Source organism: Lentibacillus persicus (assembly GCF_900112705.1).
In the GTDB taxonomy this organism is placed as follows: Bacteria; Bacillota; Bacilli; order Bacillales; family Amphibacillaceae; genus Lentibacillus; species Lentibacillus persicus.
Window position 1 is genome coordinate 48,370 of sequence record NZ_FOMR01000005.1, and the last position, 25,482, is coordinate 73,851.

The 25,482-nt window shown below is 41.3% G+C and carries 23 protein-coding genes; 21 read left to right on the forward strand and 2 right to left on the reverse strand.

What is annotated here, in order from left to right; all coding sequences use genetic code 11:
- Positions 1–86 precede the first annotated feature (86 nt).
- The 3 genes from BMZ22_RS07930 to BMZ22_RS16900 all read left to right on the forward strand — a co-directional run bounded on the left by BMZ22_RS07930 (position 87) and on the right by BMZ22_RS16900 (position 2,153).
- Positions 87–1,100 carry a Rossmann-fold NAD(P)-binding domain-containing protein gene (locus BMZ22_RS07930; protein WP_090084073.1) on the forward strand — a complete coding sequence of 338 codons (1,014 nt, stop codon included), beginning with the start codon at positions 87–89 and terminating at the stop codon, positions 1,098–1,100.
- Complete coding sequence (locus BMZ22_RS07935; protein ID WP_342710266.1) at positions 1,030–1,707, forward strand: sugar transferase; 678 nt, start codon at positions 1,030–1,032, stop codon at positions 1,705–1,707. The genes BMZ22_RS07930 and BMZ22_RS07935 overlap by 71 nt, the downstream gene beginning before the upstream one ends.
- A gap of 89 nt (positions 1,708–1,796) precedes the next feature.
- Entirely contained in the window at positions 1,797–2,153 is a 357-nt protein-coding gene (locus BMZ22_RS16900; RefSeq protein ID WP_218144031.1) for a hypothetical protein, read from the forward strand.
- Between the two features lie 128 nt (positions 2,154–2,281).
- Here BMZ22_RS16900 and BMZ22_RS07940 read toward each other — a convergent pair whose 3' ends face one another.
- Positions 2,282–3,910, reverse strand: a complete 1,629-nt coding sequence (locus BMZ22_RS07940; RefSeq protein WP_090084075.1) for an aryl-sulfate sulfotransferase — start codon at positions 3,908–3,910, stop codon at positions 2,282–2,284.
- 560 nt (positions 3,911–4,470) lie between these two features.
- Between BMZ22_RS07940 and BMZ22_RS07950 the strand changes: the two genes are divergently transcribed.
- Together BMZ22_RS07950 and BMZ22_RS07955 are read left to right on the forward strand one after the other, a co-directional pair.
- Positions 4,471–4,914 carry an RpnC/YadD family protein gene (locus tag BMZ22_RS07950; protein ID WP_090084079.1) on the forward strand — a complete coding sequence of 148 codons (444 nt, stop codon included), beginning with the start codon at positions 4,471–4,473 and terminating at the stop codon, positions 4,912–4,914.
- A gap of 26 nt (positions 4,915–4,940) precedes the next feature.
- Positions 4,941–5,411, forward strand: a complete 471-nt coding sequence (locus BMZ22_RS07955; RefSeq protein ID WP_090084081.1) for a hypothetical protein — start codon at positions 4,941–4,943, stop codon at positions 5,409–5,411.
- A 267-nt stretch (positions 5,412–5,678) separates the two neighbouring features.
- Here the strand turns inward: BMZ22_RS07955 and BMZ22_RS07960 are convergent, their stop codons facing one another.
- The gene (locus BMZ22_RS07960) at positions 5,679–6,197 is read right to left on the reverse strand and encodes a hypothetical protein (RefSeq protein WP_090084084.1); all 519 of its coding nucleotides are present in this window, start codon (positions 6,195–6,197) and stop codon (positions 5,679–5,681) included.
- A 616-nt stretch (positions 6,198–6,813) separates the two neighbouring features.
- Here BMZ22_RS07960 and BMZ22_RS07965 point away from each other — a divergent pair.
- From BMZ22_RS07965 to BMZ22_RS08040, 16 genes are all read left to right on the forward strand, one after another.
- Entirely contained in the window at positions 6,814–7,587 is a 774-nt protein-coding gene (locus tag BMZ22_RS07965) for a YveK family protein (RefSeq protein WP_090084087.1), read from the forward strand.
- Complete coding sequence (locus tag BMZ22_RS07970; protein WP_090084090.1) at positions 7,556–8,248, forward strand: CpsD/CapB family tyrosine-protein kinase; 693 nt, start codon at positions 7,556–7,558, stop codon at positions 8,246–8,248. The genes BMZ22_RS07965 and BMZ22_RS07970 overlap by 32 nt, the downstream gene beginning before the upstream one ends.
- 129 nt (positions 8,249–8,377) lie before the next feature.
- Positions 8,378–9,130 carry a tyrosine-protein phosphatase gene (locus BMZ22_RS07975; protein ID WP_090084093.1) on the forward strand — a complete coding sequence of 251 codons (753 nt, stop codon included), beginning with the start codon at positions 8,378–8,380 and terminating at the stop codon, positions 9,128–9,130.
- A gap of 70 nt (positions 9,131–9,200) precedes the next feature.
- Entirely contained in the window at positions 9,201–9,965 is a 765-nt protein-coding gene (locus BMZ22_RS07980; RefSeq protein ID WP_090084094.1) for a tyrosine-protein phosphatase, read from the forward strand.
- 222 nt (positions 9,966–10,187) lie between these two features.
- Positions 10,188–12,017: a polysaccharide biosynthesis protein gene (locus tag BMZ22_RS07985; protein WP_090084096.1), complete on the forward strand. Its 1,830-nt coding sequence runs from the start codon at positions 10,188–10,190 to the stop codon at positions 12,015–12,017.
- Positions 12,018–12,062: 45 nt separating this feature from the next.
- Complete coding sequence (locus BMZ22_RS07990) at positions 12,063–13,397, forward strand: hypothetical protein (RefSeq protein WP_218144032.1); 1,335 nt, start codon at positions 12,063–12,065, stop codon at positions 13,395–13,397.
- Positions 13,398–13,574: 177 nt separating this feature from the next.
- A complete protein-coding gene (locus tag BMZ22_RS07995) occupies positions 13,575–15,020 on the forward strand; it encodes an oligosaccharide flippase family protein (RefSeq protein ID WP_090084101.1) in 1,446 nt (481 codons plus the stop codon).
- Positions 15,021–16,103 (forward strand): glycosyltransferase, encoded by a 1,083-nt coding sequence (locus tag BMZ22_RS08000; protein ID WP_090084104.1) that lies wholly within the window; start codon positions 15,021–15,023, stop codon positions 16,101–16,103.
- Positions 16,104–16,109: 6 nt separating this feature from the next.
- On the forward strand, positions 16,110–17,600 hold the full coding sequence (locus BMZ22_RS08005; protein ID WP_090084106.1) for an asparagine synthase-related protein: 1,491 nt from the start codon (positions 16,110–16,112) through the stop codon (positions 17,598–17,600).
- Positions 17,601–17,617: 17 nt separating this feature from the next.
- Positions 17,618–18,745, forward strand: a complete 1,128-nt coding sequence (locus BMZ22_RS08010; RefSeq protein ID WP_090084108.1) for a glycosyltransferase — start codon at positions 17,618–17,620, stop codon at positions 18,743–18,745.
- 1 nt (position 18,746) lies between these two features.
- A complete protein-coding gene (locus tag BMZ22_RS08015) occupies positions 18,747–19,760 on the forward strand; it encodes an NAD-dependent epimerase (protein ID WP_090084111.1) in 1,014 nt (337 codons plus the stop codon).
- Positions 19,760–21,040 (forward strand): nucleotide sugar dehydrogenase, encoded by a 1,281-nt coding sequence (locus tag BMZ22_RS08020; RefSeq protein ID WP_090084114.1) that lies wholly within the window; start codon positions 19,760–19,762, stop codon positions 21,038–21,040. The genes BMZ22_RS08015 and BMZ22_RS08020 overlap by 1 nt, the downstream gene beginning before the upstream one ends.
- 74 nt (positions 21,041–21,114) lie before the next feature.
- Positions 21,115–21,771 (forward strand): sugar transferase, encoded by a 657-nt coding sequence (locus tag BMZ22_RS08025; protein ID WP_090084116.1) that lies wholly within the window; start codon positions 21,115–21,117, stop codon positions 21,769–21,771.
- Complete coding sequence (locus BMZ22_RS08030) at positions 21,743–22,615, forward strand: NAD-dependent epimerase/dehydratase family protein (RefSeq protein WP_090084119.1); 873 nt, start codon at positions 21,743–21,745, stop codon at positions 22,613–22,615. Before BMZ22_RS08025 ends, BMZ22_RS08030 begins: the two co-directional genes overlap by 29 nt.
- The gene (locus BMZ22_RS08035) at positions 22,615–23,712 is read left to right on the forward strand and encodes a glycosyltransferase family 4 protein (RefSeq protein WP_090084121.1); all 1,098 of its coding nucleotides are present in this window, start codon (positions 22,615–22,617) and stop codon (positions 23,710–23,712) included. The genes BMZ22_RS08030 and BMZ22_RS08035 overlap by 1 nt, the downstream gene beginning before the upstream one ends.
- A gap of 369 nt (positions 23,713–24,081) precedes the next feature.
- Positions 24,082–25,476: a sodium/glutamate symporter gene (locus BMZ22_RS08040; RefSeq protein ID WP_090084123.1), complete on the forward strand. Its 1,395-nt coding sequence runs from the start codon at positions 24,082–24,084 to the stop codon at positions 25,474–25,476.
- The last annotated feature ends 6 nt before the right edge of the window (positions 25,477–25,482 follow it).

Consider the following 25,482-nt stretch of genomic DNA (forward strand, 5'->3'; position numbering starts at 1 on the left):
CGAAAACTATAACCGTGAAGAAATGTTCGAAACGTTTATCGCGTCACAATTAGCCAACCGAAAAACTGTGTACAAGGATGAGCCATATGGGAGTCACTGAACAATTGAACGAAGAACTAAAATTTCTAAATGGCTGCCGCTATTCAGCCATTACCATCAATAGCACGGCGAGGTATGGGAATGATTTTCTGACACTCCCGAGAAGACGTATGGCTGATGCCGCTGTATCCGGTTTTCTGATTGATGATTACGATCTGTTGCTGGAGACGCTTCAGTTCTTTGACGGAAAAGTCGATACAATCTTTGTCGATATCGAACAGAAGAAAAAACTCAACCTGTATGAAACGGCCAAAGCCCATGTCTATAAGTCCGAGCTCGTCACTCTGAAACCGAATGATATGGCGGTCGAAGCGTGTGATACGCTTGTCCGTCATGAGTTCCAGGATAATCTGGCCGGAAAAAATATCATCATTCTCGGAACAGGGAATCTCGCCGGCAAAATCACCCTTAAGCTGAGCGAGCGACAGGCAAATATCTACATACTTGGCCGTTCCAAAGATAAGGAAACCGCCATTATTGAAGGGCTGAACACGTTTACGCCGGCATTTGCACCCGAAATCCGATCGGTTGATGCACTGAACGGGCAGTACATCAAAGCTGATGCGGTCATTTCGTTTATTTCCGGAACGTTTGAGGAAGAGGCGAAAATTCGCCCGTATATTGATGCGGAAACGTTTTTTGTCGATGGCGGCATCAACAATTTTAACGGCGATTTCATTAAGCAGTTGACCGGGCAAGGCAATACGGTGACACGGCTTGACGTGCGCATCGGCTTGCCGTATCAGTTTATCGCGACCGACGCGTATACGACGGACTTTTTCCAAAATGTGTACGGAAAATCGGTGATCGATAACGTCTGCATCGTCTCAGGCGGCTTCATCGGGGAAGAAGGGTCCGTCATCGTGGATAATAAAAATGAACCCGGCCAAATTGTCGGCATAGCAGATGGTATGGGAGGCGTGAAACGGCGTGAAAACCTCACTGAATCTGACAGAGAAGCAATCCAGACAATCCAGGAATCCTTTTCAGTCGGCCTTTAAACGGCTCTTCGACATCGCCGGCAGCGCCGCATGTCTCGTGCTGCTCACACCGGTCTATGCGGGGGTTGCAGCAAGCATTCTGGCCGAAGATGGCCGGCCTGTTTTATTCAAACAAAAGCGGACCGGCAAAGACGGCGTCACGTTCGATATTTATAAATTCCGTTCAATGAAAGTGCAGCAGGCGTCCGGAACGGGGAAAACGGCTGACGACAAGTATAACTGGCCGGACCGCGTGCCGGATGACTTCGTATTCAAACCGGCGTCACTCGATAATCCAAACATCACAAAAGCCGGCAAATTCATCCGAAAATATAGCCTGGATGAACTGCCGCAACTTTATAATGTCTTAAAAGGCGATATGAGCCTCATCGGCCCGCGCCCGGAAATCATCGAAATCACCCGATGCTACGACGCCCAGCAACGCGAGCGCCTCACCGTCAAACCTGGCATTACCGGCTGGGCGCAAGTCAACGGCCGCAGCAGCATGAACCACGGCGAAAAAATCAAACACGACCTCTACTACGTCAACAACACCAGCCTCACACTCGACATCAAAATCATCATCAAAACAGCCACCCAAGTCCTCCTCGGCAAAAACGCCAGCTAGAGGTGGGTGGGACAAGGGGACGTGATCGCTGTCCCCCGCCAAAATCGACGGGGCAGGACGGCGATCACGTCCCCCTGTTTCTTCTGATCGTGCGGCAGCAGTCCGGAAACGTGCGAGAAGTCGACAAAATCGTGCGACAGCAGTTTGGAAACGTGCGAGAAGTCGACAAAACCGCGCGACACCATGTCCGGAAACGTGCGAGAAGCCGGCAAAACCGCGCGACACCATGTCCGGAAACGTGCGGGAAGCCGGCAAAATCGTGCGATACCGACCACAAATGGTGTGTGGAATCCATCAACTCGTACGGAAAACCGCATCCGACCAACGAGACAACCTCGTTAAAGTCTCCAGACCTTAATAAAAGCCGATTTTCAGCATCAGCCGAAAATCCGCCATTTATCAAATACAAAAAGAAGCTCCCGGCGAACAGCCGGGAGCTACCTTAACCTTATTGAAGATAACCCATGAGCCGGTCCCGCGCCGTCCCTCTAAATATGGTAAATGAGATGGGACGCCGATCCCGTCCCTCTGTCCCCAGCGGAGCGGGACAGCGATCCCGTCCCCTTGTCCCTTTTTATTCCGGATAGAGTGGCATTCTGATGGCGCGGTAGGCTTGTCTTCCGCTGTATTCTTCAAATCCTGCCACGGTGATTTCAAAGAGAACGTCGGCTTCGGCCTGGTCGTTCGTCTCGACAATTTTACTGATCCGTGGCGGTTCGTCTTCATCGGGTGCGATATAGCCGGACGTAATCAGTCGGTTGCCGGTCTGAGGCAGGTACTGAGTATTACCGACGATCGTGGAATAAAACGCCTTTCCGCGCTCTTCGCCGTACGACCACACCTCGTCAACGCTCCCGTCCGACTCATCGATACGGTATTGCACCGCACGGCTGTACTGCCCACTTTCATCACGGTCGCCCCGTGTAATCACTTTATTATTATCAAAAAGCAACACATCAAGCGTATCGTCATTTCCATCCATATCCGGAAGTGTCTTCATGGCGTGCTGTGCTGCCGGGAATTTCACATCGTCACTTTCCGCCTCAAGTAAATAATTATCATATTTATCCGGCCAGCCTTCTGGTGATGCCAAAATCCACTCGATCTCAGCTTCAGGATACGAAAGCTTCATCACTGCATCCTGATGCCGTCCGGAAATCAAAATAGATTGATCGTTCTCGTCAAACCAGACCGCATTCAAATGGAACCAGTCATTATCTTCAGCGTATTCACCGTCATAGTCCTCATAAGCAGCTTTCGGAAAAAGCTCTTTCAAATCAATTTCCTGTATCGTCTCACCGGTCTCACGGTCGATCGTATGCATGTAATCCTCCACATACTTTGAATCCGGCTCGTGTGTCGTCGCCAGCAAATTGCCATTCGGCAGCTCAATCACATCATGGTGAAGCAAAAAATCTTTCTCATAACCGTCAATCGTAATCTCATATGCATTCGCCACGTTTCCGAGCATATCCATCTCCAGCAGCTGGTTATACTTTTCCTGTCCGCTTTCTTTTGTATTAAACACCACATTGCCATTTTCCAACCGGTTAAAAATGTGCCGGAATGGCATGTCGGCATACCAGCGAACATCCGCGTTATGATCAACCGCGTACAAATAGTTCTTGCTCGGAATGACAAACGTCAGACCATCTTCCATTTGTCTCGGATTCGCTTTTTCGAGGTCTGTTTCAGGCAAATCCTCCGGCAGCGGTTCAGTCGTTATGGAAAATTCAGTCGTCTGCGTATCGCCTTCCTCATCTTCTGCTTTTAAAACAACGGTATTTTCCGTGTCAGGATAAAGGCCAAGGACAGGAATTTCATGACTCGTCGAATAGCCATCCCATTTTTTTTGAATCGGCACCTGGCCGTCCCCATTTCCAACAGCAACCTCAATTTCCACCGGCTCTTCCGTTTCAAACTTAACAAGCGCCGCAAGCGGTGTGACGCCATAAGGGTTAAGTTTGATAAACGGGTCCTCAAACGAATAAGAACCGTCCTCATATTCAGCCGACAGCTCGTCATCCATCTCAGCCTGTTCAGCCATTCGTTCGTCATCGTAAGCCGATATTTGCTCAGCATCCGGGTTCGGTGCCGGATCAAACGTCTCCTCTTCATCATCTCCACCGGGCAAACAACCGGCAAGCATTATAAAAATCAAAGCAAAAATACCAACTAAAACTATCCGTCGCACACACTGCATATGTATCTATCCCCCCAAAAATAGTCCAATAGAATTATACAACAAACTAATAAAGAGGGACAGAGGGACGGGATCACCGTCCCACGTTAAAGAGGGACAAGGGGACGGGATCACTGTCCCCCGTTGGTGCGGGGACACCCCTTGATTAGTGAAAGGGAAAGTTTATCCAAAAAATCTATTATAAATGTTAATCCACTCTGAGAGGGCACCTAAATTCTGTCCCTGATACTTGGCGAACGATAGCGGTGCCAACTCGTGCGGGAAGATCACAAACTTGTGCGATAACAGTCCCAACTCGTGCGACAACCCCTCAAACTCGAGCAATAGCAACGTCACTCCGTCGCGCCCAAACCTCCAAATAAAGCCGATTAGAGGCGCCAGCCGAAAATCCACCATCTAATCCATAGGAATCAGGGGGACACCGTTCACGTCCCCCTGTCCCAAAATCAAAGTAGGTTTATAAAATATAAATCGCTTTTTTCAAAAAAGTCTGCTATTCTATGATTAGTTAAAAACACCAACGACCCCCTCTATCAGCCCACAATAGGATGTGATCAGATATGGAAAAAGGTGACACACCTCTTATTCTTGAACCACCAGCACCGTACCTTGACCAGGATGGGCTTTGGAAAAAGGTCATTACGGAATTGTTCGAACCATTCGTCCTTTTCTTTGCCCCGGATCTTCACCCGGAATTGGATTGGAGCAAACAGCCCGATTCGCTGGAACAGGAATTTCATCGTGTTTTCCCTAAGAAAAAAGGCACCAAGCATACCGACAAACTGATGAAAGCCCACCTGAAAAACGGCGAAGAGCAATGGATGCTCATTCACATTGAAGTTCAGGGATATAAGGAAGATGACTTTGCCGAGCGCATGTTTCAGTATTTTTACCGCATTTTTGATAAGTACCACAAGAAGATTTACGCCATCGCTCTCTTCGCTGATCCGCTGAAACATTTAAACCCTCCCAATATACGTATCAATTTCACGGAACAGAACTAAACTACACGTACAACACATATAAAATAATGGATCAGGATGAAGAAAAATTATTGCTGTCCGATAATCCGTTTGCCTACGCTGTTTTAGCCGGTTTGTATATGATAAAAAGCAGGAAAAATGCCAGTAAGCGATATCAGTATAAACGCCGATTGATGGAATTGTTAGTAAAGGATCAAAAGGTAGATGCCCGTGGGTACGCGGGGGTATTGTTATACTTCATTGATTATTTGTTGGAGGTGCCCACTGATATGAAAGAGGCGTTGCAGGAGGAAATCGAACCAATGATAGAAGAGGAGGGGATACCTATGGGTGAAACGGAATTTCCTGATTCACCAACTTTGAAACCGATATATGATAAGATCAGGAAGGAAGGGAAGAAGGAAACTACAAAAGAAATAGCATTAGCCATGCTTCGGAAAAATTTTGCGGATGAAGATATCCTGGATGTAACGGGAATTACTGAAAAGGAATTGAACGATATAAAATCGGAACTGTAACGCTTAAGGGACAGGGGGACGGGATCACTGTCCCTCCTTTAGCGTAAGTATGCTCCCGGTTCGCTGAAGCGCGTAGGGAATTAACCTAATCTAATAAGATCCGCTTAGCCCTGTCTAGCTTTCATATCGCCCAACTCTTTTTTGACAGTAAGATCATGGTAAATCGTTAACAGAATAATAATTAAACCAAAGACACCAGATAGATTTTTTAACATCTTTTATCACCTCTGGGATTAGTATGTAATCCTGTTAAGAATTTCATGCAGATTATTTTAATGTTTTGCTCGTTGGTTTCTCATATAAACTGCCGCTATTCAACCAAAGACGCCCCACCCAACCCCTCCTAATAAGCCGATTTTCGGCCCTCAGCCGAAAATCTACCATGAACTCGTGCGATGGCAGCCCTAACTCGTGCGAAATTGGTCCTAGATCGTGCGAGAATCTCTCGAGGCCGTCCGGCGGCATCCCGGAAACGTGCGGGGAGCTGGCAAAAACGAGCGGCAGGAGCTCCAGAACGTGCGAGGAGTCGTCAAACTCGAGCGAGAGCAGCCCCGAAACGTGCGGGGAGCCGTCAAAAACGAGCGGCAGCAGCTCCAGAACGTGCGGGAACCCGGTAAAATCGTGCGGCAGGAGCTCCAGAACGTGCGAGGAGCCGTCAAAATCGAGCGGCAGCCTCCCAGAAACGTGCGGGAAGCCGTCAAAAACGAGCGGCAGCAGCCCCAAAACGTGCGGGAATCCGTCAAAATCGTGCGACAGCACCTCCCACTCGAGCAACAGCCACCGCATCTCGTGCGACAACCACCCCTCGTTCGACCAACACAATCACCCCCCCTCAGGCACAACCATCCCAATTAAAGCCGATTTTCGGCGCCAGCCGAAAGTCCACCACCTACCAAACCAAACAAGAGGGAATCAATGGTAAATCAGGGGGGACACCGTTCACGTCCCCCCGTCCCGCCTGATATCAGACCTTCTTCCTATCCTTTGAAAATTATCCTCACAATCCATTAATCTATGTTATAATGCCGATTGTAGTGTCGAATCGTGTAACATCGATAGAGGGACAATGGGACGGGATCACTGTCCCCCGGCGGGACAGCATACACATACCCGCCGGCACCCGGTTAATCAGTGGGACACCAAAGGGGCAGGGTACACGCCCCACAGCCCCGCCATACAACGCGACGGGGAAGGGGAGGCACCTGGGGATATCAGTGGGACACGGATCCCGTCCCTCCGTCCCCCGACGGCAGCGGAACGCCCGGCGCCCAAGCCATCACAGTCCAACCACCGGGACGCCGATCCCGTCCCCCTGTCCCATCACCGGCCCAACCACCGGGACGCCGATCACGTCCCCCTGTCCCACCGGAAAATAGTATAATGCGCCATTGGAGGTACTAGAATGGAAGAGACGATTTCCCTCAAGGAGATTTTTGAGGTTCTAAAAAAACGCTTGCTTCTGATCATTACATTTATTGTCGGGGCGGCTTTAGTCAGCGCACTCATCACATATTATTTGCTCACCCCGCAGTATGAATCGAAATCACAGTTCATTGTCAACCAGAGCCAGGAGCAAACGCAGGAGTCGCAATTCACACGAAATGACGTTCAGACAAGTGTCGAACTGATCAATACGTATAATGTCATCATCACAAGCCCGGTCATCCTGGAAGACGTCGCAGGTGAACTGAACGCAGATTACTCAGTCACCCAGCTGTCGGAAAAACTGTCGGTCCAATCGGCTGAAAATTCACAGGTCGTCACCGTGACAGCAACCGACCCTGACCCGGCAACCGCCCGCGACATCGCCAACACGACGGTCGCAACATTCCAGGAAAAAATTCCGGACATCATGAACGTCGATAACGTCAGCGTCCTGTCCGAAGCGGAACTCTCAGCCAATCCATCACCGGTGAGCCCGCAACCGATGCTCAACATCGCGATCGCCATCGTACTCGGCGGCATGCTTGGTGTCGGGCTGGCGTTCCTGCTTGAATATCTCGACAATACCGTAACAACCGAGTCCGATATCACAGACAAACTGGGCGTTCCGGTCCTTGGTGTCATCAGCCATGTGGATGATTCAGACATTCGCTCAGGCGACATGCAGCAACAAATGACCAGACGAAAGCGGGGTGGTTACAGTGGCACGCAAACGCAAAAAGAATCAATCTAAAATGCGGCATCTCGTCTCAAAAATGAACCCGCGTTCACCGATCGCCGAGCAATACCGGACCGTCCGGACGAATCTGCAGTTTTCATCGGCCGATCATGAGCTGAAAAGTCTGATCGTTACGTCATCCGGCCCTGAAGAAGGGAAATCATCCTCTGCGGCGAACTTGGCTGTCGTCTATGCCCAGCAAGGCAAAAAAGTGCTGCTCGTCGATGCCGATATGCGCAAACCGACCGTGCATTACACATTCCGGCTCGACAACCTGAACGGCTTGAGCAATATTCTTGTCGGTGACGCCACACTTCAGGATACCGTCACTTTCACTGATGTCGACAATCTTGATGTCATTTCATGCGGCCCGATTCCGCCAAATCCGTCCGAGCTGCTCGGTTCCCGGAAAATGGAACAGTTCATCAAAGAAGCGAAAATGGCGTATGATATCATCTTGTTCGATACACCGCCGGTCCTTGCCGTCACCGACGCGCAAATTCTGGCCAACATTTGTGACGGCTCGATGCTCGTCATCCGCAGCAAGCAAACCAATTACGAATCCGCGGAAAAATCAGTCGAAGTACTCACCTCCGCAACGGCTAAATTCCTCGGCACCGTGCTCAACGATGTCGAAAAAAAGAAAGCCAATTACTATTACTATTACGGCACCTAATTTTCAAAAACTCCTTGTCAAACGGCAGGGAGTTTTGTTATTGTAAAAAATAGTAAATTAGTAAAAAAGTCCTATGACGTGATTAACACTATCATGAAGCGGGCATTGTTAATTAAGGAGTGATCCACAATGATTGATATCCATTGTCATATTTTACCCGGGCTCGATAACGGTCCGAAATTATTGAAAGAAACGGTCAAAATGGTCGAAACGGCTGCGAATCAGGGCGTTGACACCATCATTGCAACACCGTCCCACAACAACGGCACGTATATTAATGAGCGGATGGACGTGGTCGGCGCAACCGATTTCGTCAACGCACAGCTGCAACAGTACGGCATCCCCGTAAACATCGTCCCTGGTCAGCAAATCTATCTTTATGAAGATATTGTCAGCGACTTGAAAAATGACCGCTTGCTGCCGCTCAATCAATCGACAAAATATGTTCTGGTAGAATTGCCGCAAACGCACGTGCCGCCATACACCTCCCGTATCATCTACGACCTGCAAATGAGCGGTTATATCCCCGTTATTGCGCATCCCGAACGAAATGCTGCCATTATCGAGAAACCGCCCATCCTATATGACTTGGTAAAAAACGGTGCCGCCGTACAGGCAGACGCCGACAGCATCACGGGCAAAAATAGGAAAAAAGTGCGGAAATTAACGACGCAATTAATCGATGCCAACAAGGTTCACTTTATCGCTTCAAACGCCCACCATTCAAAACAATACAACTTAGCCGAAGCATACAACACACTCGACCCGGACACAGCAGCAATGTTAAAGCAAAACAGCGAACATCTCCTGGCTGATGAATCAATCGTAAAAGAAGAACCCGAACGCATTACAAAAAAAGGCATTCGCAAATTCTTCAGCTAACCTGTGAAAGCTTGACATCTTTGTTATAATAATGATTAGTTAATGCTTAATTTGACAGGACGTGACGCGATTGATCGATATACATTGTCATATATTGCCAGGAATTGATGACGGCGCACAAGCAATCACCGACAGCCTAGCGATGGCCCAAACCGCATCTGAACAGGGCATTCACACGATTGTCGCCACACCGCATCATCGCAACGGCGCATACGATAACGAAAAAAACGACATCCTACACTATACGACCCAGCTAAACGACCAACTCAAAGAAGAAGACATCCCGGTAACCATTCTGCCCGGTCAGGAAACGCGAATTAACGGGGATATGATCGATGAAATCAACAACGGCCAGATTCAGCCACTCAACGGCACGAAGTATGTCTTCGTCGAGTTTTCATCGAATCACGTGCCGCGCTATGCCAAGCAAATGTTGTTTGACATTCAGGTGGCAGGCCATATCCCGGTTATCGTCCATCCCGAGCGGAACTCAGCCATCTATCAGCACCCATCGATTTTGCATGAATTCGTGCAGAAGGGCGCACTCACGCAGGTTACTGCCGCAAGCCTTGCCGGCAAATTCGGGAAAAATATCCGCAAATTTTCGCACCAGCTCATCGACGCAAACATGACCCACTTTATCGCATCCGACGCACATAACACCACCACCCGTGGCTTTGTCATGGACGAAGCCTACCAGGAACTGAGTGATGAACACGGCCAGGACATGACCTACCTCTTTATGGAAAACGCACAGCTGTTAATCAACGGCCAGAACGTCAACAAAGATGAACCACAGCCAATCAAGAAAAAGAAGTTTCTTGGCATATTCTAGTTGACGCGCCGGATATACCCTTATCCGGTTTTTCCAATTTTTGAGGGTGTACATCACATTCTACAGGTACTAAGATTTAGGATAGCTATTAAATTAGGAAACGCGAACCGTGTCGAAAGCATCATTTTTCGCCGCAACCCGTCATTTTTATGAACGTGTAACAATCACTTAACATTCCCATGTTATAGTGACTAAAAGAAAGAAAAGAAAGGGGTGGTACATGTGACATATCGAACACGTTTGACACTGCTCGTACTGCTCGACTCGCTCATTGTCAGCACGGCGATTTTCATCGCAGCATGGGTCGTCTATCCATACACGGAAGTACTCAGCCTTGACGCGATCACGATCAGCGCAATTGCACTATTAATCTTTCATCATATCTTCGCTGCCGTCTACAAGCTTTATAACAAAGTATGGGCGTACGCCAGTGTCGGTGAGCTGCTCGCCATTGTACAGGCCGTCACCCTGTCCATTATAGCGGCAGCAATTGTCCAATATCTGACCAACGATTTTTCCGTCTACAGTCGGGCGCTCCTTGTCACATGGTTATTACATATAATTCTGATTGGCGGATCGCGCTTTGCCTGGCGCATTTATCGTGACCGCTATATCGCGAATTCAGATAAGAAAAAGCGCACGCTCATTGTCGGTGCGGGTGCAGCAGGGGCGATGATTGCCCGCCAGCTGAAGAATGAACAGGACCAGGCGGAATTAAATCCGGTTGCGTTTGTCGATGACGACTTCTCCAAGCAAAAGATGCAGATTTATAATATCCCGGTGCTTGGCATGGTCAAAAGGATCCCTGAAATCGTCGAACAGGAAGCGATCGACCATATCGTCATCGCCATCCCGTCAATGGCGAACGGCGAACTGACGAAAATTGTGGATTATTGTAACCAAACCGATGCCAGAGTGCAGATGATCCCGAAAATTGAAGATCTCATGACCGGCAAAGTCTCAGTCAACAGCCTGAAAAACGTCGAGGTGGAAGACCTGCTCGGACGCGAACCGGTTGAACTTGACATCGATTCGATATCGGAATACGTCACCGGCAATACGGTGATGGTGACAGGTGCCGGCGGTTCGATCGGCTCGGAGTTATGCCGCCAGCTGATGAAATTCGCACCAAGCCGGATTTTGCTCGTCGGCCACGGTGAATTCAGCATTTATAACATTGATATGGAACTGAAAGAGCAATACGGTGACAGCACTATCGAGATTGTTCCCGTCATCGGTGATGTGCAGGACCGCGAGCGCATGTTTGAGATTGTCGAAACGAATAAGCCGGCGATCATTTACCATGCCGCTGCGCACAAGCACGTCCCGCTTATGGAGTACAATCCGCATGAAGCGGTCAAAAATAATGTCATCGGCACGAAAAATGTCGCAGAAGCCGCTGATACATTCGGCGCGCAAAAATTTGTGCTCGTCTCATCGGACAAAGCCGTCCGACCGACGAATGTGATGGGCGCCACCAAGCGCATCGCCGAAATGGTCGTTCAGGACCTAGCCAAACGCAGCACGACCAAGTTCGTTGCAGTACGATTCGGCAACGTCCTCGGCAGCCGCGGCAGCGTCATTCCATTATTCAAAAAACAAATTGCCAAAGGCGGTCCGATAACCGTGACCGATCCGGAAATGACACGCTATTTCATGACGATTCCGGAAGCCTCCCGCCTCGTCATCCAGGCAGGTACCTTAGCCAAAGGCGGTGAAATCTTCGTCCTCGATATGGGCGAACCGGTCAAAATTGTCGACCTTGCCCGGAACTTGATTAAACTATCCGGGTACAGTGAAGACGAAATCGGCATCGAATTCAGCGGCAAACGACCGGGCGAGAAAATGTATGAAGAACTGCTCGGTGAGGATGAGGTATTGCCCGGTGAAGTTTATGAGAAGATTTATGTGGGCAGGACGGTTGAGGTGGATGCAGGCTTGATCAAACGTTTGATTGAGGATCTACCGGAAACAGATACGGAGCAGTTGAAAGATAATGTTATGGCGGTTGTTTATGCGGAACGGACATTGTTGACGGCGGAAGGTTCCTAGTCCATTCTTTTAATATTTTTTGAAGAGAGCAGTACCATGATAGGAATGATTTTAGTAATGAATCCAACTATGAATTCGCCAAAAATCAACTATTGGAATATATTAGCGTGTTTAGTTTTTTTAGCACCTTTTATATTTCTAATTCTGGCTAAACCGAATGATTGGTTCGGTATAATATTAATTCTGCTGACAATAATTTTTATTTTTACACAGAGAGTATTTATTCAAAAGAAAGCCACTATAATTGCTATTTTAATGGTTTTCTTTATAAAAGTATTAATTTCCCTAGTGAACTCGAATTATTTCACAATTTATGGTGCTGGTGCAGATTCTAAGGGTTTTTTTAATAATGCAACTCTGATCTCACAAAGTGGATTTGATATCAACTTATTGAATACAGGCGGAACTCTTTATGAGAATATTCTTGCACTTATGTTCAATATTGTTGGTGTTTCGCAATTCAATGGTGAAATGTTATCCATTTTTGTATTTATCGTTGCTGTTAGCTTTTTACTCAAAATAACTGAACGATTATATGGTTCAAATAATAACTATAATACGTTGCTTGTCTATCTGTTTGGCTTATTACCGAGCATGCTTATCTATACATCCATTATCATGCGAGAACCTTTCCAGGTATTGTTCTTCTTGATGTCTGTTTATTATTATATGGAATCTCAAAATAATGGAACCTTTTCTCTTAAAGTGTCTATTAAATTTTTAACTGCGGTCTTTTTATTGGGACTTTTTCATAATGGATTATTGTTATTCACATTTGTTTTGATAGGCATTTACGTCTTTAAACTATTTAGAAATCAATTAAGAATAAAAAGTGTTGTAATTAGGCTTGCAATCAGCGCTTTGATCCTATTCTTATTTATAGGTTTATTGGACGCCTTGGGTATATCCACTCAAGCAAGTGAAGCACTCCTTAGTGGGGATATGACTTCATATGTTGATAACTATCGAGATGGAGGTATTGCCTTAGATGCTCGAGCGCAATATGGGGTGGAGTTAGATACCAGTAATATTTTTATGGTGCTTGGCACGCTTCCACTAGTTTTCACCAATTATATGGTTGCACCCTTTCCCTGGCAGGTATCATCAGTGATTGATATTTATGCATTCATGGAAAACATTTTCAGAGCGATTCTTCTGTATTGCTCATTCAGGTGTTTAAAAAGGCTAGAAAATAGTAAAAGGAAAACGTTAATTGGAATAATGGTTTTGTTTATTATTGTGGAAGTTTTATGGTCATTAGGAACGGTCAACTGGGGAACCGCAGTTAGACACCATCTAATTGGATATGCTTTAGTATTAGTTATGGGAACACCGTTCTTAAAGGCAAAATTGATGAACTTAGGAAATAGTTTTAGATAGCTAAGAATTACTATATAAAAAGTAAAAAATGAAGTTTAGAATTTAAATTATTTATTGATATCGCAAATTTCCAATCACCTATAATCTTATTTAACAGTGACTCTCTATTACCAACTTTTATTACTTTTGATATCAATGATAAGCACACTAGGGATTACAATGATAAGAGGCTTATAAATGATAAAATACTTAATACATTATGCCCCAGCCAAAATGATACCTGGGCTAGTTAACTTTTTAGGCTTGTTAGTTTACGCTCGTGTTTTTACTCAAGAAGAATATGGTCGGTATTCTTATGTTCTAGCCGTCCTCGGACTAATTCAATCTGTATTATTTCCTTGGATTAGAATGAGTTGCACGAGATTCTACCAACAATATAAAAAGGAAAATCGAGCAATAGAGTTTGAAAACTTTACATTTTTTATATTTTTAGTTGTAAGTACTATCCTATCTGTAGCCTGGGTACCTTTTATAATCTTATATAACGGTGAAGGCCAAATTGAAAGGTTATTTATTCTTGGTCTTTTTGTAGTCATCTCTCAGGCTTTATTTGAACAGTTAATGGCCTTATTGAGGGCTAAACTTTTATCAAAAGCTTTTGCCTACAATATGGTTTTGAAGGCCATATTGAGAATTTCAACAGCTTTATTGCTTGTGTTTTTATTCAAGGTTAATGAAGAAGCATTATTTATAGCCTTAATAGTTGCACACAGTGTTCCTATTATTATTTATACAAAAAAGTATTTTACCTTTAGATGGGAATATTTCAAATTTAGCAAGTCCTTTGCAAAAAAAGTGTTTAATTATGGTTTTCCGTTAACTTTTACATTTTTACTAGTATATATCATAAACTCATCTGATCGTATACTAATCCAGCATTTTCTGAATGAATCAGCTGTTGGTTTATATTCAATACCATATGAATTTACCACCTTCACATTAACTAATATATTTATGGTGGGTAGTATGGCCTTCTTTCCTGTTATTGTAAAAGAGCTTGAGCATGATGGCATCCTAAAATCAAGAGAAAGGATAAGTCAATATTCAATCTTATTATTATCTATTACTTTACCAAGTGCTATCTTTATGATTATGACAGCACGATTTATGGCTGGATTGTTATTAGGTGAAAATTATAGCAGTGAAAATGTTGTTTTTATCATACAACTAATGTCCATTGCAACTCTTTTACAAGGTTTTAAAGCTTATTTTTTTGATTATGCATTTCAACTAGGGCAAAACACTTATAAACAAATAATCCCTGTAATTTTCTCAGCTATTGTAAATGTTATCGCGAATTTGATACTGATTCCTGTTTATGGGGTTGTCGGAGCCGTTATAGCGACACTATTTTCATATAGTATAGGGATTATTTTGAGTATAATAATAGGATATAAAATTTTCCCTTTGGCTTTTCCCATAAAACAAGTAGTTAAGGTATTGACTTCAAATTTTATTTTATTACTTATAATGACGCTCATACCATTTAATAATATAAATTGGTTAAATCTCATTTTGATATTTATTATTAGTGTTACCAGTTATTTAATACTATTATTAATATTTAATGTAAAAGGTTATAGAAACACTCTGCATAAAATTTTGAGGAAAAAGGTGTATTAAATGAAAAAGAAAATATTCTTTGTTATACCTACCCTGGCCGGCGGAGGAGCTGAAAGAGTATTTGTGAATTTAGTTAAAGAAATCGATAAATCACTTTACGAAGTAACGCTTATTTATCTTTCTAGTATAAATAAAGTTTATGAAGTACCTTCAAACGTGCATGAAGTTGATTTAAAAGTGAAGCGTGTAGGACGTGCACCTATGAGACTTTTGAAACTTATTAGAAGGGAAAAACCGGATGTAGTCATATCAACATTAGGGCATATGAACCTTCTAATGTTGCTATTAAAAAATTTTTTCCCAAAGAAAACCAAATTGGTCACTAGATTAACAAATATTCCTTCTAAGAATTTAAGCGCCAATCCAATAAATAAATTTATCCAAAAAAAAATGTATATACTTTATAAACTTTCTGATAAAACAATATGTCAATCTGAATTGATGAAAAATGATTTTGTAAAATACTCACATATTTCTCAAAAGAAAGTTATAAAGATATTTAATCCAGTAGACTTTAATGAAATTTTGTATAAATCAAAAGAAGATCCCCAATATAATTTTAGTAAAGAGGAAAAAAGCATTTTTTTTGTCGGACGTTTAAATGAAGTGAAAAGGATTCCTCTAATCATCGATGCTTTTCAGGAATATTTATTTAAAAATCCAAGTTCAAAGTTATATATTTTAGGAGATGGACCTAAAAAGAGCGAATTAATAGAATATGCAGATGATCAGAATTTAAGTGATCATATTATATTTTTAGGATTTCAAAAAAATATATATAAATGGCTTAAACATGCTGATCTATTTATCTTGGCTTCAAGAAGCGAAGGAATGCCAAACGTTCTTATCGAGGCAATTGCTTTAGAAGTGCCCGTTCTCGTTCTTAAGCATCCAGGTGGAACTGAAGATATTATCAAATGCCTAGGGCTTCATGATAAATTTGTGGGTGACTTAGTAATTAAAGAAAAGAGCTTTCAAAATTATAAGAAAGATATTCATGATAAATTGGTCAGTAATTTCAGCATAGAAAATATCACAAAACAGTATGAAAATGTAGTCCAATCTGTATTAAATAAGGGGTAAGTGAACATGACAAATTGGCCAAGTTGGCTAACAACACAAGCGCATATTGGTAGTCAATATCCTTATTATTCAATAGAAGAAAACCTTCCGAATTTCAGTTTGAATTTTAATGACGTTTTCTTGTCAGTTTCCAATACGGATCTTGATGTACAAGCTGTCATTGAGATATTGATGCGGAGTTATATCATAGGCGATAGATCATTAATAAAATCCATAAAACGAACTCCATGGATGGCTGAATTTAATGAAGATAAAAACAACTGGGAATATTTTGATATACCACCACATGGTAATAATAAAATAAATCCTAAAGAAGCTGCAATTAAAATGAAAGACATTCTCTATGAAGAAGTTTTGAATTATGTTGGTGAAACTAAAAAAGTAGGTATTCTTTTATCAGGTGGTATGGATAGTAGAATTCTGGCTGGTGTTCTAAAAGAAACACAAATAAACAAAGACTTTAATGGTCAAGTGATAGCTTATAACTGGGGCATGGTTGATAGCAGAGATGTTTGGTATGCAAAAAAAATTGCCGAGGATTACGATTGGGGTTATAAACATTTTTCCTTAAACCCTGATGTTTTAAAAGAAAGCTTTTATCTAGTGCAAAAATTGGGCGCGGAAACACCGCCCTATAATCTTCACGCCATGAACGCGATAGCTCAGGACACAGATAGTGATATTATTTTAGCGGGGAGCTATGGGGACACGATGGGAAGGGCTGAATATAATGGAATTCCTCTTCAAAATGTCCCGCCAGTTGTTCCTAACAAAGCAAATAAGTTAGGTTTACTAAAAGACAGTTTAGTGCAGCATTGTTATGAAAATATTGAGAATGAATCAAAATGTTATCGAAATACAATTGACAAACATAAAAGAGAAGAATTCCAGTACCGTGAAACGGAATATCAAAGACATCACGCCAGAAGATATTTAACAACTGCAATGAGCATTATTGCAATGGAAAAGCCTTTATACCAACTATTCACTTCGCCTAAAGTTGCAAGATTTTTATGGAGTTTGGATTTATCAATCAGATCGGATGTATTGTATGAAAAATTATTGCCTTTGCTTCCAGGTCATTTATGGAAAATACCATGGGCTCGAACAGGTAAATTGTTTGGATTGAAAGATGATGAAACACCAGATTCTGGCAACCCTGCTTCTCATCAATATGGTAAATGGTTAAGAAATGATCTGCGCGGATTTATAGACGAAGAATTAGATTTGAACAAGTTAAGTTCGTTGGGAATATTCAATGAAAAGTCTCTGGAAACAATATATAAAAATTGGTCAGTGTCAAGTGTTCAAACTGATAGTATTGATAAAATCGATACAACTATCAGCTGGTTAACAGCATTTTCTATGTTCATTAAAAAATATGATGTAAAATGTAATAATTCATATAGTAAAAATTATAAAGATATATTAAACGATATTACGATATCTCCTAAAATAAAAGCATACCAGTACTTAAGAAATAAAAGACGTAACTAGAAAAGTGATGTGGTATAATGAGAAGATTAAAAGTGACCCATATTATAATTGGATTAAATATGGGTGGAGCGGAAACCATGCTTTATAAATTGCTTAAGTATATTGACCATGAGAAATTTGATATTCAAGTAATATCAATGATGGGTCAAGGTGTATATGGACCAAAAATTGAAAAACTGGGTGTAAAAGTCCATTGCTTGAATATGAACAAGGGAATGTCAACATTAACTGGTTTTTTTCGAGCAAAAAAACTTATAAAAGACACTGATGTTATCCAAACCTGGATGTACCATGCGGATTTATTTGGATATTTACTAACTAGTTTTTCTAAACAAAAGAAATTAATCTGGGGAATTAGGAGAAATAATCTAGATCCCAAATTAAACAAGAAATCTACAATGATTATTGCAAAGATTAATTCCAAGCTGTCAGCAAAAGTTGATAAGGTTGTCAGCTGTTCTATTAAAGCAAGAGGTACTCACGAAAAATTTGGTTATAACGCGGAGAATATAATTGTTATCCCCAATGGATTCGAGGTAGACAATTTTAATCGAATTGATAACGCTAAATATACAGTAAGCAATATGCCTAGTAAAGATAAAGGTGTTCCGTATCTAACTCATGTAGGTCGATGGAATAACTTAAAAGACTATAACAATTTTATTCAAGCTCTTTCAATTATAAATCAAATAGATTCTAACTTTCATGTGTTAATGGCGGGAACAAATATCGATGAAAGTAATGAAGAACTTATGCAACTTATAGACAAATTTAATCTTAATGATAAGATTAGTTTGCTCGGGCGGAGAGACGATATCCCAACTGTTATGTCTGCTTCAGATTTATTTGTATTATCCTCGATAGATGAGGGCTTCCCAAATGTTGTAGGAGAAGCAATGGCATGTGAGACCCCCTGCGTAGTAACAGACGCTGGGGACTCAGCTTATGTTGTGGGTGATACAGGTGAGATAGTTCCAATTAAAAATTCACAGGCATTAGCTAGTGGAATTATGGCAATGTTAAAATTATCACAGCATGAACGACAAAAATTAGGTCAATCTGCAAGAAAAAGAGTTCTCGATAAATTTGATATAAAAAATGTAGCAAAGCAATTTGAAGGATTATATGAATTAGGCGGTGAGTAAAATGAAAAAAATACTAGTAACCGGTACAGCAGGCTTTATAGGATCTCATCTATCAAAACGTTTATTAATTGAAAACCATCAAGTCATTGGTATTGATAACGTAAATGATTATTATGATCCACAATTAAAAGAAAATCGATTGAAACAACTGAATAATGAAAACTTCAAGTTTGTTAGAACAGACTTGGAAGACCTTAATACAATCAATCAAACATTTGAACAACACCAACCTGATATCGTCATTAATCTAGCAGCACAAGCCGGAGTAAGATATAGCCTTGAAAATCCACATGCCTACATTAACTCTAATATAGTAGGGTTCACCAATATATTAGAGGCTTGTCGGCATTTTAAAGTAGAGCATCTAATCTATGCATCATCCAGTTCAGTGTACGGTGCCAATACGACAAAGCCCTTTACGACAAGTGATAATATTGATCATCCGGTTAGCTTGTATGCAGCAACGAAAAAATCAAATGAGTTGATGGCTCATACATATAGTCATTTGTATGACTTGCCGACAACTGGGTTAAGGTTTTTTACAGTATATGGGCCATGGGGCCGTCCGGATATGGCGTTATTCCTGTTCACAAAAGCAATTGTCAATAATGAGCCAATTAATGTGTTCAATCATGGCAACATGATGCGTGATTTTACTTATATTGATGACATTGTAGAAAGCATTAATAGATTAGTAGATAACCCAGCTAAATCGAACCCTGATTGGTCAGGAGCAAATCCTGATCCCAGCTCAAGTTATGCACCATACAAAGTGTACAATATCGGAAACAATAACCCAGTACGGTTGATGGATTTTATTGAAGCAATTGAAAACAAACTCGGAAAGACAGCTGAGAAAAATTATATGCCGTTGCAACCAGGGGATGTCCCTGAAACGTATGCGGATGTCGAGGATCTATTCAGGGATATTGATTTTAGGCCGCAAACCTCGATTCAGGATGGCGTGAACAAATTTATCGATTGGTATATTGATTATTATGGAGTGAAGTTATAATGGAAGGAAATATAGCAGTTGTAGGACTTGGTTATGTAGGGCTACCAGTAGCAGTAGCTTTTGGCAAACAAAAGAACATTATTGGTTTTGATATAAAAGAAGAGCGAATTGCAGACTTGCAGCAGGGATATGACATGACGAATGAGGTAGATCCTGATGACTTGCAGCAAGCTTCAATCGAGTTCACATCAAAACCGGCTGATTTAAATAAAGCAGAATTTATTATAGTATCAGTTCCAACGCCAATAACTGAGAATAGGCAACCGGATTTAACACCATTGCTAAAAGCATCTGAAACAATTGGTCAAAATTTGGCAAAAGGGACAACCGTTGTTTACGAATCAACTGTGTATCCTGGAGCAACTGAGGAAGATTGTGTGCCGGTTTTGGAAAAAGCTTCAGGCCTAAAATATGGTGAAGATTTCTTTGTTGGCTATTCACCTGAACGGATTAACCCTGGTGATAAACAACATACGTTCACATCAATAACAAAAGTGGTATCAGGACAGAATAATGAAGTGTTGGATACCATAGCTGAAGTCTATGGATCTGTTGTGAAAGCCGGTATTCATAAAGCAAGTTCCATAAAAGTAGCAGAAGCAGCCAAAGTAATTGAAAATACCCAACGTGACTTGAATATTTCACTTATGAATGAATTAGCAGTCATTTTCGAGAAACTTGATATTGATACATCTGAAGTCTTAGCTGCTGCAGGTACGAAATGGAACTTCTTGAATTTTTCACCAGGATTAGTAGGCGGACATTGTATTGGTGTGGATCCATACTACTTAACGCACAAGGCACAGAAGGTTGGTCATCATCCAGAGGTCATATTGGCTGGGCGTAAAACAAATGATAACGTCGGGAAGCATATTGCTACATCGTTAATCAAACAAATGATTAAGAAAAACATGCCTATACAGGGATCAACAGTGACAGTGCTTGGTTTTACGTTTAAAGAAAATGTACCTGACTTACGCAATACCAGAGTAATCGATATTGTTAAAGAGCTGGAAGATTATGATATAAATGTGCAAATTACAGATGCTTATGCAGATCCGCATGAGGCGTATGAGGAATATGAAATAGATTTGGTTTCTTATAACGAACTTAAACCAGCGGAAGCGGTAGTATTTGCTGTTCCTCATGAAGCATATTTAGAAAAAGGATGGGGAATGTTTGATTACTTGCTGAAGCATGGAAAGGGTATTGTGTTTGATGCGAAGAGCAAACTCGATAAAGAAGATTGTCCAGAAAATATTTGTTTGCAAAGATTGTAGATGAAAAGATAGGAGTATCTTCATAACTAGTTGGCTCCTTATCCTTTGGAAATCTTTACAGAGGTGGAAAATATATGTATTTAAAGCTTAAAAGGGTTATAGATCTTCTTCTTTCTTCAGTCGGTTTAATTATTTTATCTCCTGTATTTTTAATACTAATTATTTCTATTAAACTCGATTCAAAAGGACCTGTTTTATTTAAACAAAAAAGAGTTGGGATAAATAAAACCTATTTTAATATATTAAAGTTTCGGACTATGCGAATTGACACCCCAAAAGATACACCCACTCATTTGTTAAAAAACCCTGAGGGGTATATCACTAAGGTTGGAAGATTCTTAAGGAAAACGTCCTTGGATGAATTACCTCAAATTCTTAATATTTTTGTGGGACATATGAGTATCATTGGTCCCCGACCTGCTCTATGGAACCAGTATGATCTTATAGAAGAGCGGGATAAATATGGAGTGAATAATGTACCTCCAGGGTTAACAGGATGGGCACAAATTAAAGGAAGAGATGAAATTCCAATAGGGGAAAAAGCAAAATTAGATGGTTTTTATGTGCAGGAAATGGGTGCTTGGATGGATATCAAATGTTTTTTCGGTACGATCTTAAGTGTATTGAAAAGTGACGGCGTAATAGAAGGTGGCACGGGTAATACCAAAAGTGACCATGAGAATAAAAAGGAGAATATCCTAAGTGAAGAAAGTTTTAATTACAGGCGTTAACAGCTATATTGGGAATAACCTTAGGAACTGGCTACTCAATAGGGAAAAGCATGGTGTATATTCTGTAGACTTAATCAGCTTAAAAGATAATTCTTGGAAAGAAAAGAACTTTTCAAATTACGATACAGTTGTTCATGTTGCCGGTATTGCGCATGTATCTAAAGATAACAATATGAAAAATAAATACTACCAAATTAATCGAGATTTAACAATTGAAACAGCCAGAAAGGCGAAGAACGAAGGGGTTAACCAATTCATTTTTCTAAGTAGCATTATTGTTTATGGAGAGAGTGTAAGAAAAAGTGGTATTGTAAATAGAGAAACCACTCCTGCTCCTCATGACTTTTATGGTGATAGTAAATTGCAAGCAGAACAAGGGATTTCACCATTAGGCGACGAAGATTTCAAAGTAGCCATTATTAGACCGCCTATGATATACGGTAAGGATTCAAAAGGTAATTATCCCAAATTAGCTGTTGCAGCTCAAAAGCTACCGATATTTCCTGACTTTGATAATAAACGGAGCATGCTGCATATTGATAATCTTTGCGAGTTTATCCGACTTATAATAGTTCATGAGGATCGTGGATTATTTTTTCCTCAAAATCAGGAATATGTTAAAACCAGCGAAATGGTTAAATTAATTGCTGAGGCACATGGTAAAAACATAAAGCTTGTAAGTTGGTTTAACCCTATATTGCAGCTATTACGTAATAAAATTAATATTTTTAATAAAGTCTTCGGGGATCTTGTTTATGATAAAGAAATGAGCAGTTATATTTCTGATTACCAAGTAAGAAATATGAGAGAATCGATTCAACTGACTGAAGGCGGGAACAAGTAATGGGAAAACAAAAGATTCTTTTTCTAGTTAATCATGATGTAGTTATATACAATTTTAGACGCGAATTGGTTGAGCGGTTACTTGAGGAGGGTTATGAGGTATATATATCTTCCCCTTATGGCGAAAGAATCGATGACTTGATAGAACTGGGGTGCAACTATTTAAATGTTGACCTTAATCGGCATGGCCTAAATGTTGTTCAGGAATGGAAACTACTTCGTTATTATAAACAAATTATAAGAGATATCAAACCAACTGTTGTATTAACTTATACAATTAAGCCTAATATATATGGAGGATTAGCATGTAAAGCGCTTGGTGTTCCTTATATTGCTAATATCACGGGACTAGGCAGCTCTGTTGTTAACGGTGGCATAATGCAAGCTGTTTCAAAAGTACTTTATAAATGGGCTTTCAAAGATGTTAGACGTATTTTTTTTCAAAACAGTTCAAATCAACAATTCTTTGTAGATAACAATATCGCAATGGGCAAGCATGAATTGTTGCCTGGATCAGGCGTTAACCTGAATCAGTTTTCATCTTTAGAGTATCCCGATGATAATGTTACTGAATTTGTCTTTATTTCAAGGATTATGAGAGAAAAAGGTATTGGCGAGTATTTAGAAGCCGCCAAATATATAAAAGAAAAATACCCAAATACAGTATTTCATGTTTTAGGGTTTTCAGAAGAAGATTATGAGGAACAGCTACGGTTACTTCATCAACAAGAAGTGATTCAATATCATGGTATGCAAAGAGATATTAGAAAATACTTGGCAGTTTCTCATTGTACTGTCCATCCTTCCTACCATGAAGGGATGTCAAATGTATTACTGGAAAGCGCAGCTAGTGCACGGCCTATCATTACGTCTAATATAAATGGATGTAAAGAAATAGTGGATGAGAACACTAGCGGTTATCTGGTTGAAAAAGGAAACAGTCAGGATTTAATTGAGAAAATCGAGAAATTCTTAAGGTTACCCAAAAAGCAGAAAGAGAGTATGGGTTTAGCCGGTAGAACAAAGATGGAAGAAGAGTTTGATAGAAATATTGTAGTGGACGCATACGTTGAGGAAATTAGGAGAATGGAACTGTAGATTATTCGTATACTTGATTGATGAACCGAACGAAATTTGTGTGGGTTCAATTTCCCAGGCCCTCTAGAATCAATTCGAAGCACATTAAGGAATCAGAAGTGGGGTAACCATAGAGATGTTAATAACTATTCATTAAATGTAACAAGAGCGAAAAAGACTTTTATAAAAAAATGTACCCTATAGAGAAGACACTATAAAAAGACTCTCTATAGGGTCTTTTTATACCTTTGATTAACTGGTACGAACATTAGAACCATGTTGCTTTTTATGCATAACAATCTTTAATATAAGTATATGAGAAATAAAGAGAAAGCTGTCGACTTGTATTATTAGTAGTCGGCTGTAGAAGGAGAGATTGTTATCACTTTCATGATAGCTTTTGGTTTAGCAAGTATAATGCTCTGTATAGGATTAATTATACGAACGAAAGTACCGTTTATTAGCAAGATGTTGGTTCCAGCAAGTGTGGTGGGCGGTGTTATCGGTCTCGTTGTTATGAATACCGGTCTGATTACCGCTGTTGACTCACAGATGTACGTGGATATTGTCACCTTGCTTTTTACTGTTACATTTATTTCGATTGGATTAACAAGTAATCCGAAGTCTCAGTCATCAGAATCAGTTGGGAAAAGCATAGCCAAAGGTTCAATCGGCTTAGGCTTTCTTTGGAATTTGGTCTACGCTCTTACACCAGCCGTGGGGGCTCTGATTATTATCGGAATCGGCGGATTCTTCAAAATGGCCCCGATATATGGCTTGTTAATTCCTTTTGCATTCACCCAAGGTCCCGGACAATCGGCAACTTTTGGTGGCATTATGGAACAGCAATATGGAATTGCGAATGCTGCGACAGTGGGTGTCACCTTCGCAGCGCTGGGGTTTCTGCTTTGTTTCCTCGTTGGTGTACCATTGGCCAGGTACGGAATTAAAAAAGGATTGGCGAAGAACATGGGAACCAACAAAATTGAAGGTTTCGTTAAACGCGGCTATTACGTAAAGAACGACAAACGAGAATCATTGGGAAATGAAACGATGTTCAGCGGCAATATCGACACCATGACTTTCCATTTTGCCATTATCGGTGTCTGTTTCCTTATAGCGCTTGGCATGGCTGAAATTGTTTCATTCATACCCGCAATTGGATCAACGTTCAGTGGCATGTTGTTTATTTATGGTATGTTGGCAGGTTATCTGGTTAAGTTCGTTATGAAAAAGTTACGTATCGAAAACATGCTGGATAATACCTTTCAATCTAAAATTACCGGTTGGTCAACGGATTATTTGATTGTTGCGTCATTTATGGCCGTTCCATTCAGTGTTATCGGAAACTGGATGATACCAATTCTTATTGTGTCAATTGTTGTGATGATCCTCAGTGTTATGATCAGCATCTACTTTGGGCAACGAATGGGAGGAGACAATGATTTCGAACGAACCGTTGGACTCTATGGGACAGTCACAGGAACCGTCCCGAGCGGTATCGCGCTTGTGAGAATTATTGATCCTTCTCTAAGAACTTCAACAGCCGTTGAATTAGGTTTAATGAACTTGCCGATGATGGCTTCCTTTGTAACTGTGTCGACGATAATGGCTATTGCATCTGGCGCGTTGTCGATGAGCTTGGGAATTCTTTTACTGCTGGCACCAATTCCAATTTATTTAATCATATTAAAGCTATTCAAAGTATGGGGTACTAAAACGTATGATTTTAAGTCAGCGTCTGGATCAGAAGTAGAGAGATTAAAAAGAGCTACGGCAGAATAGAGAGGG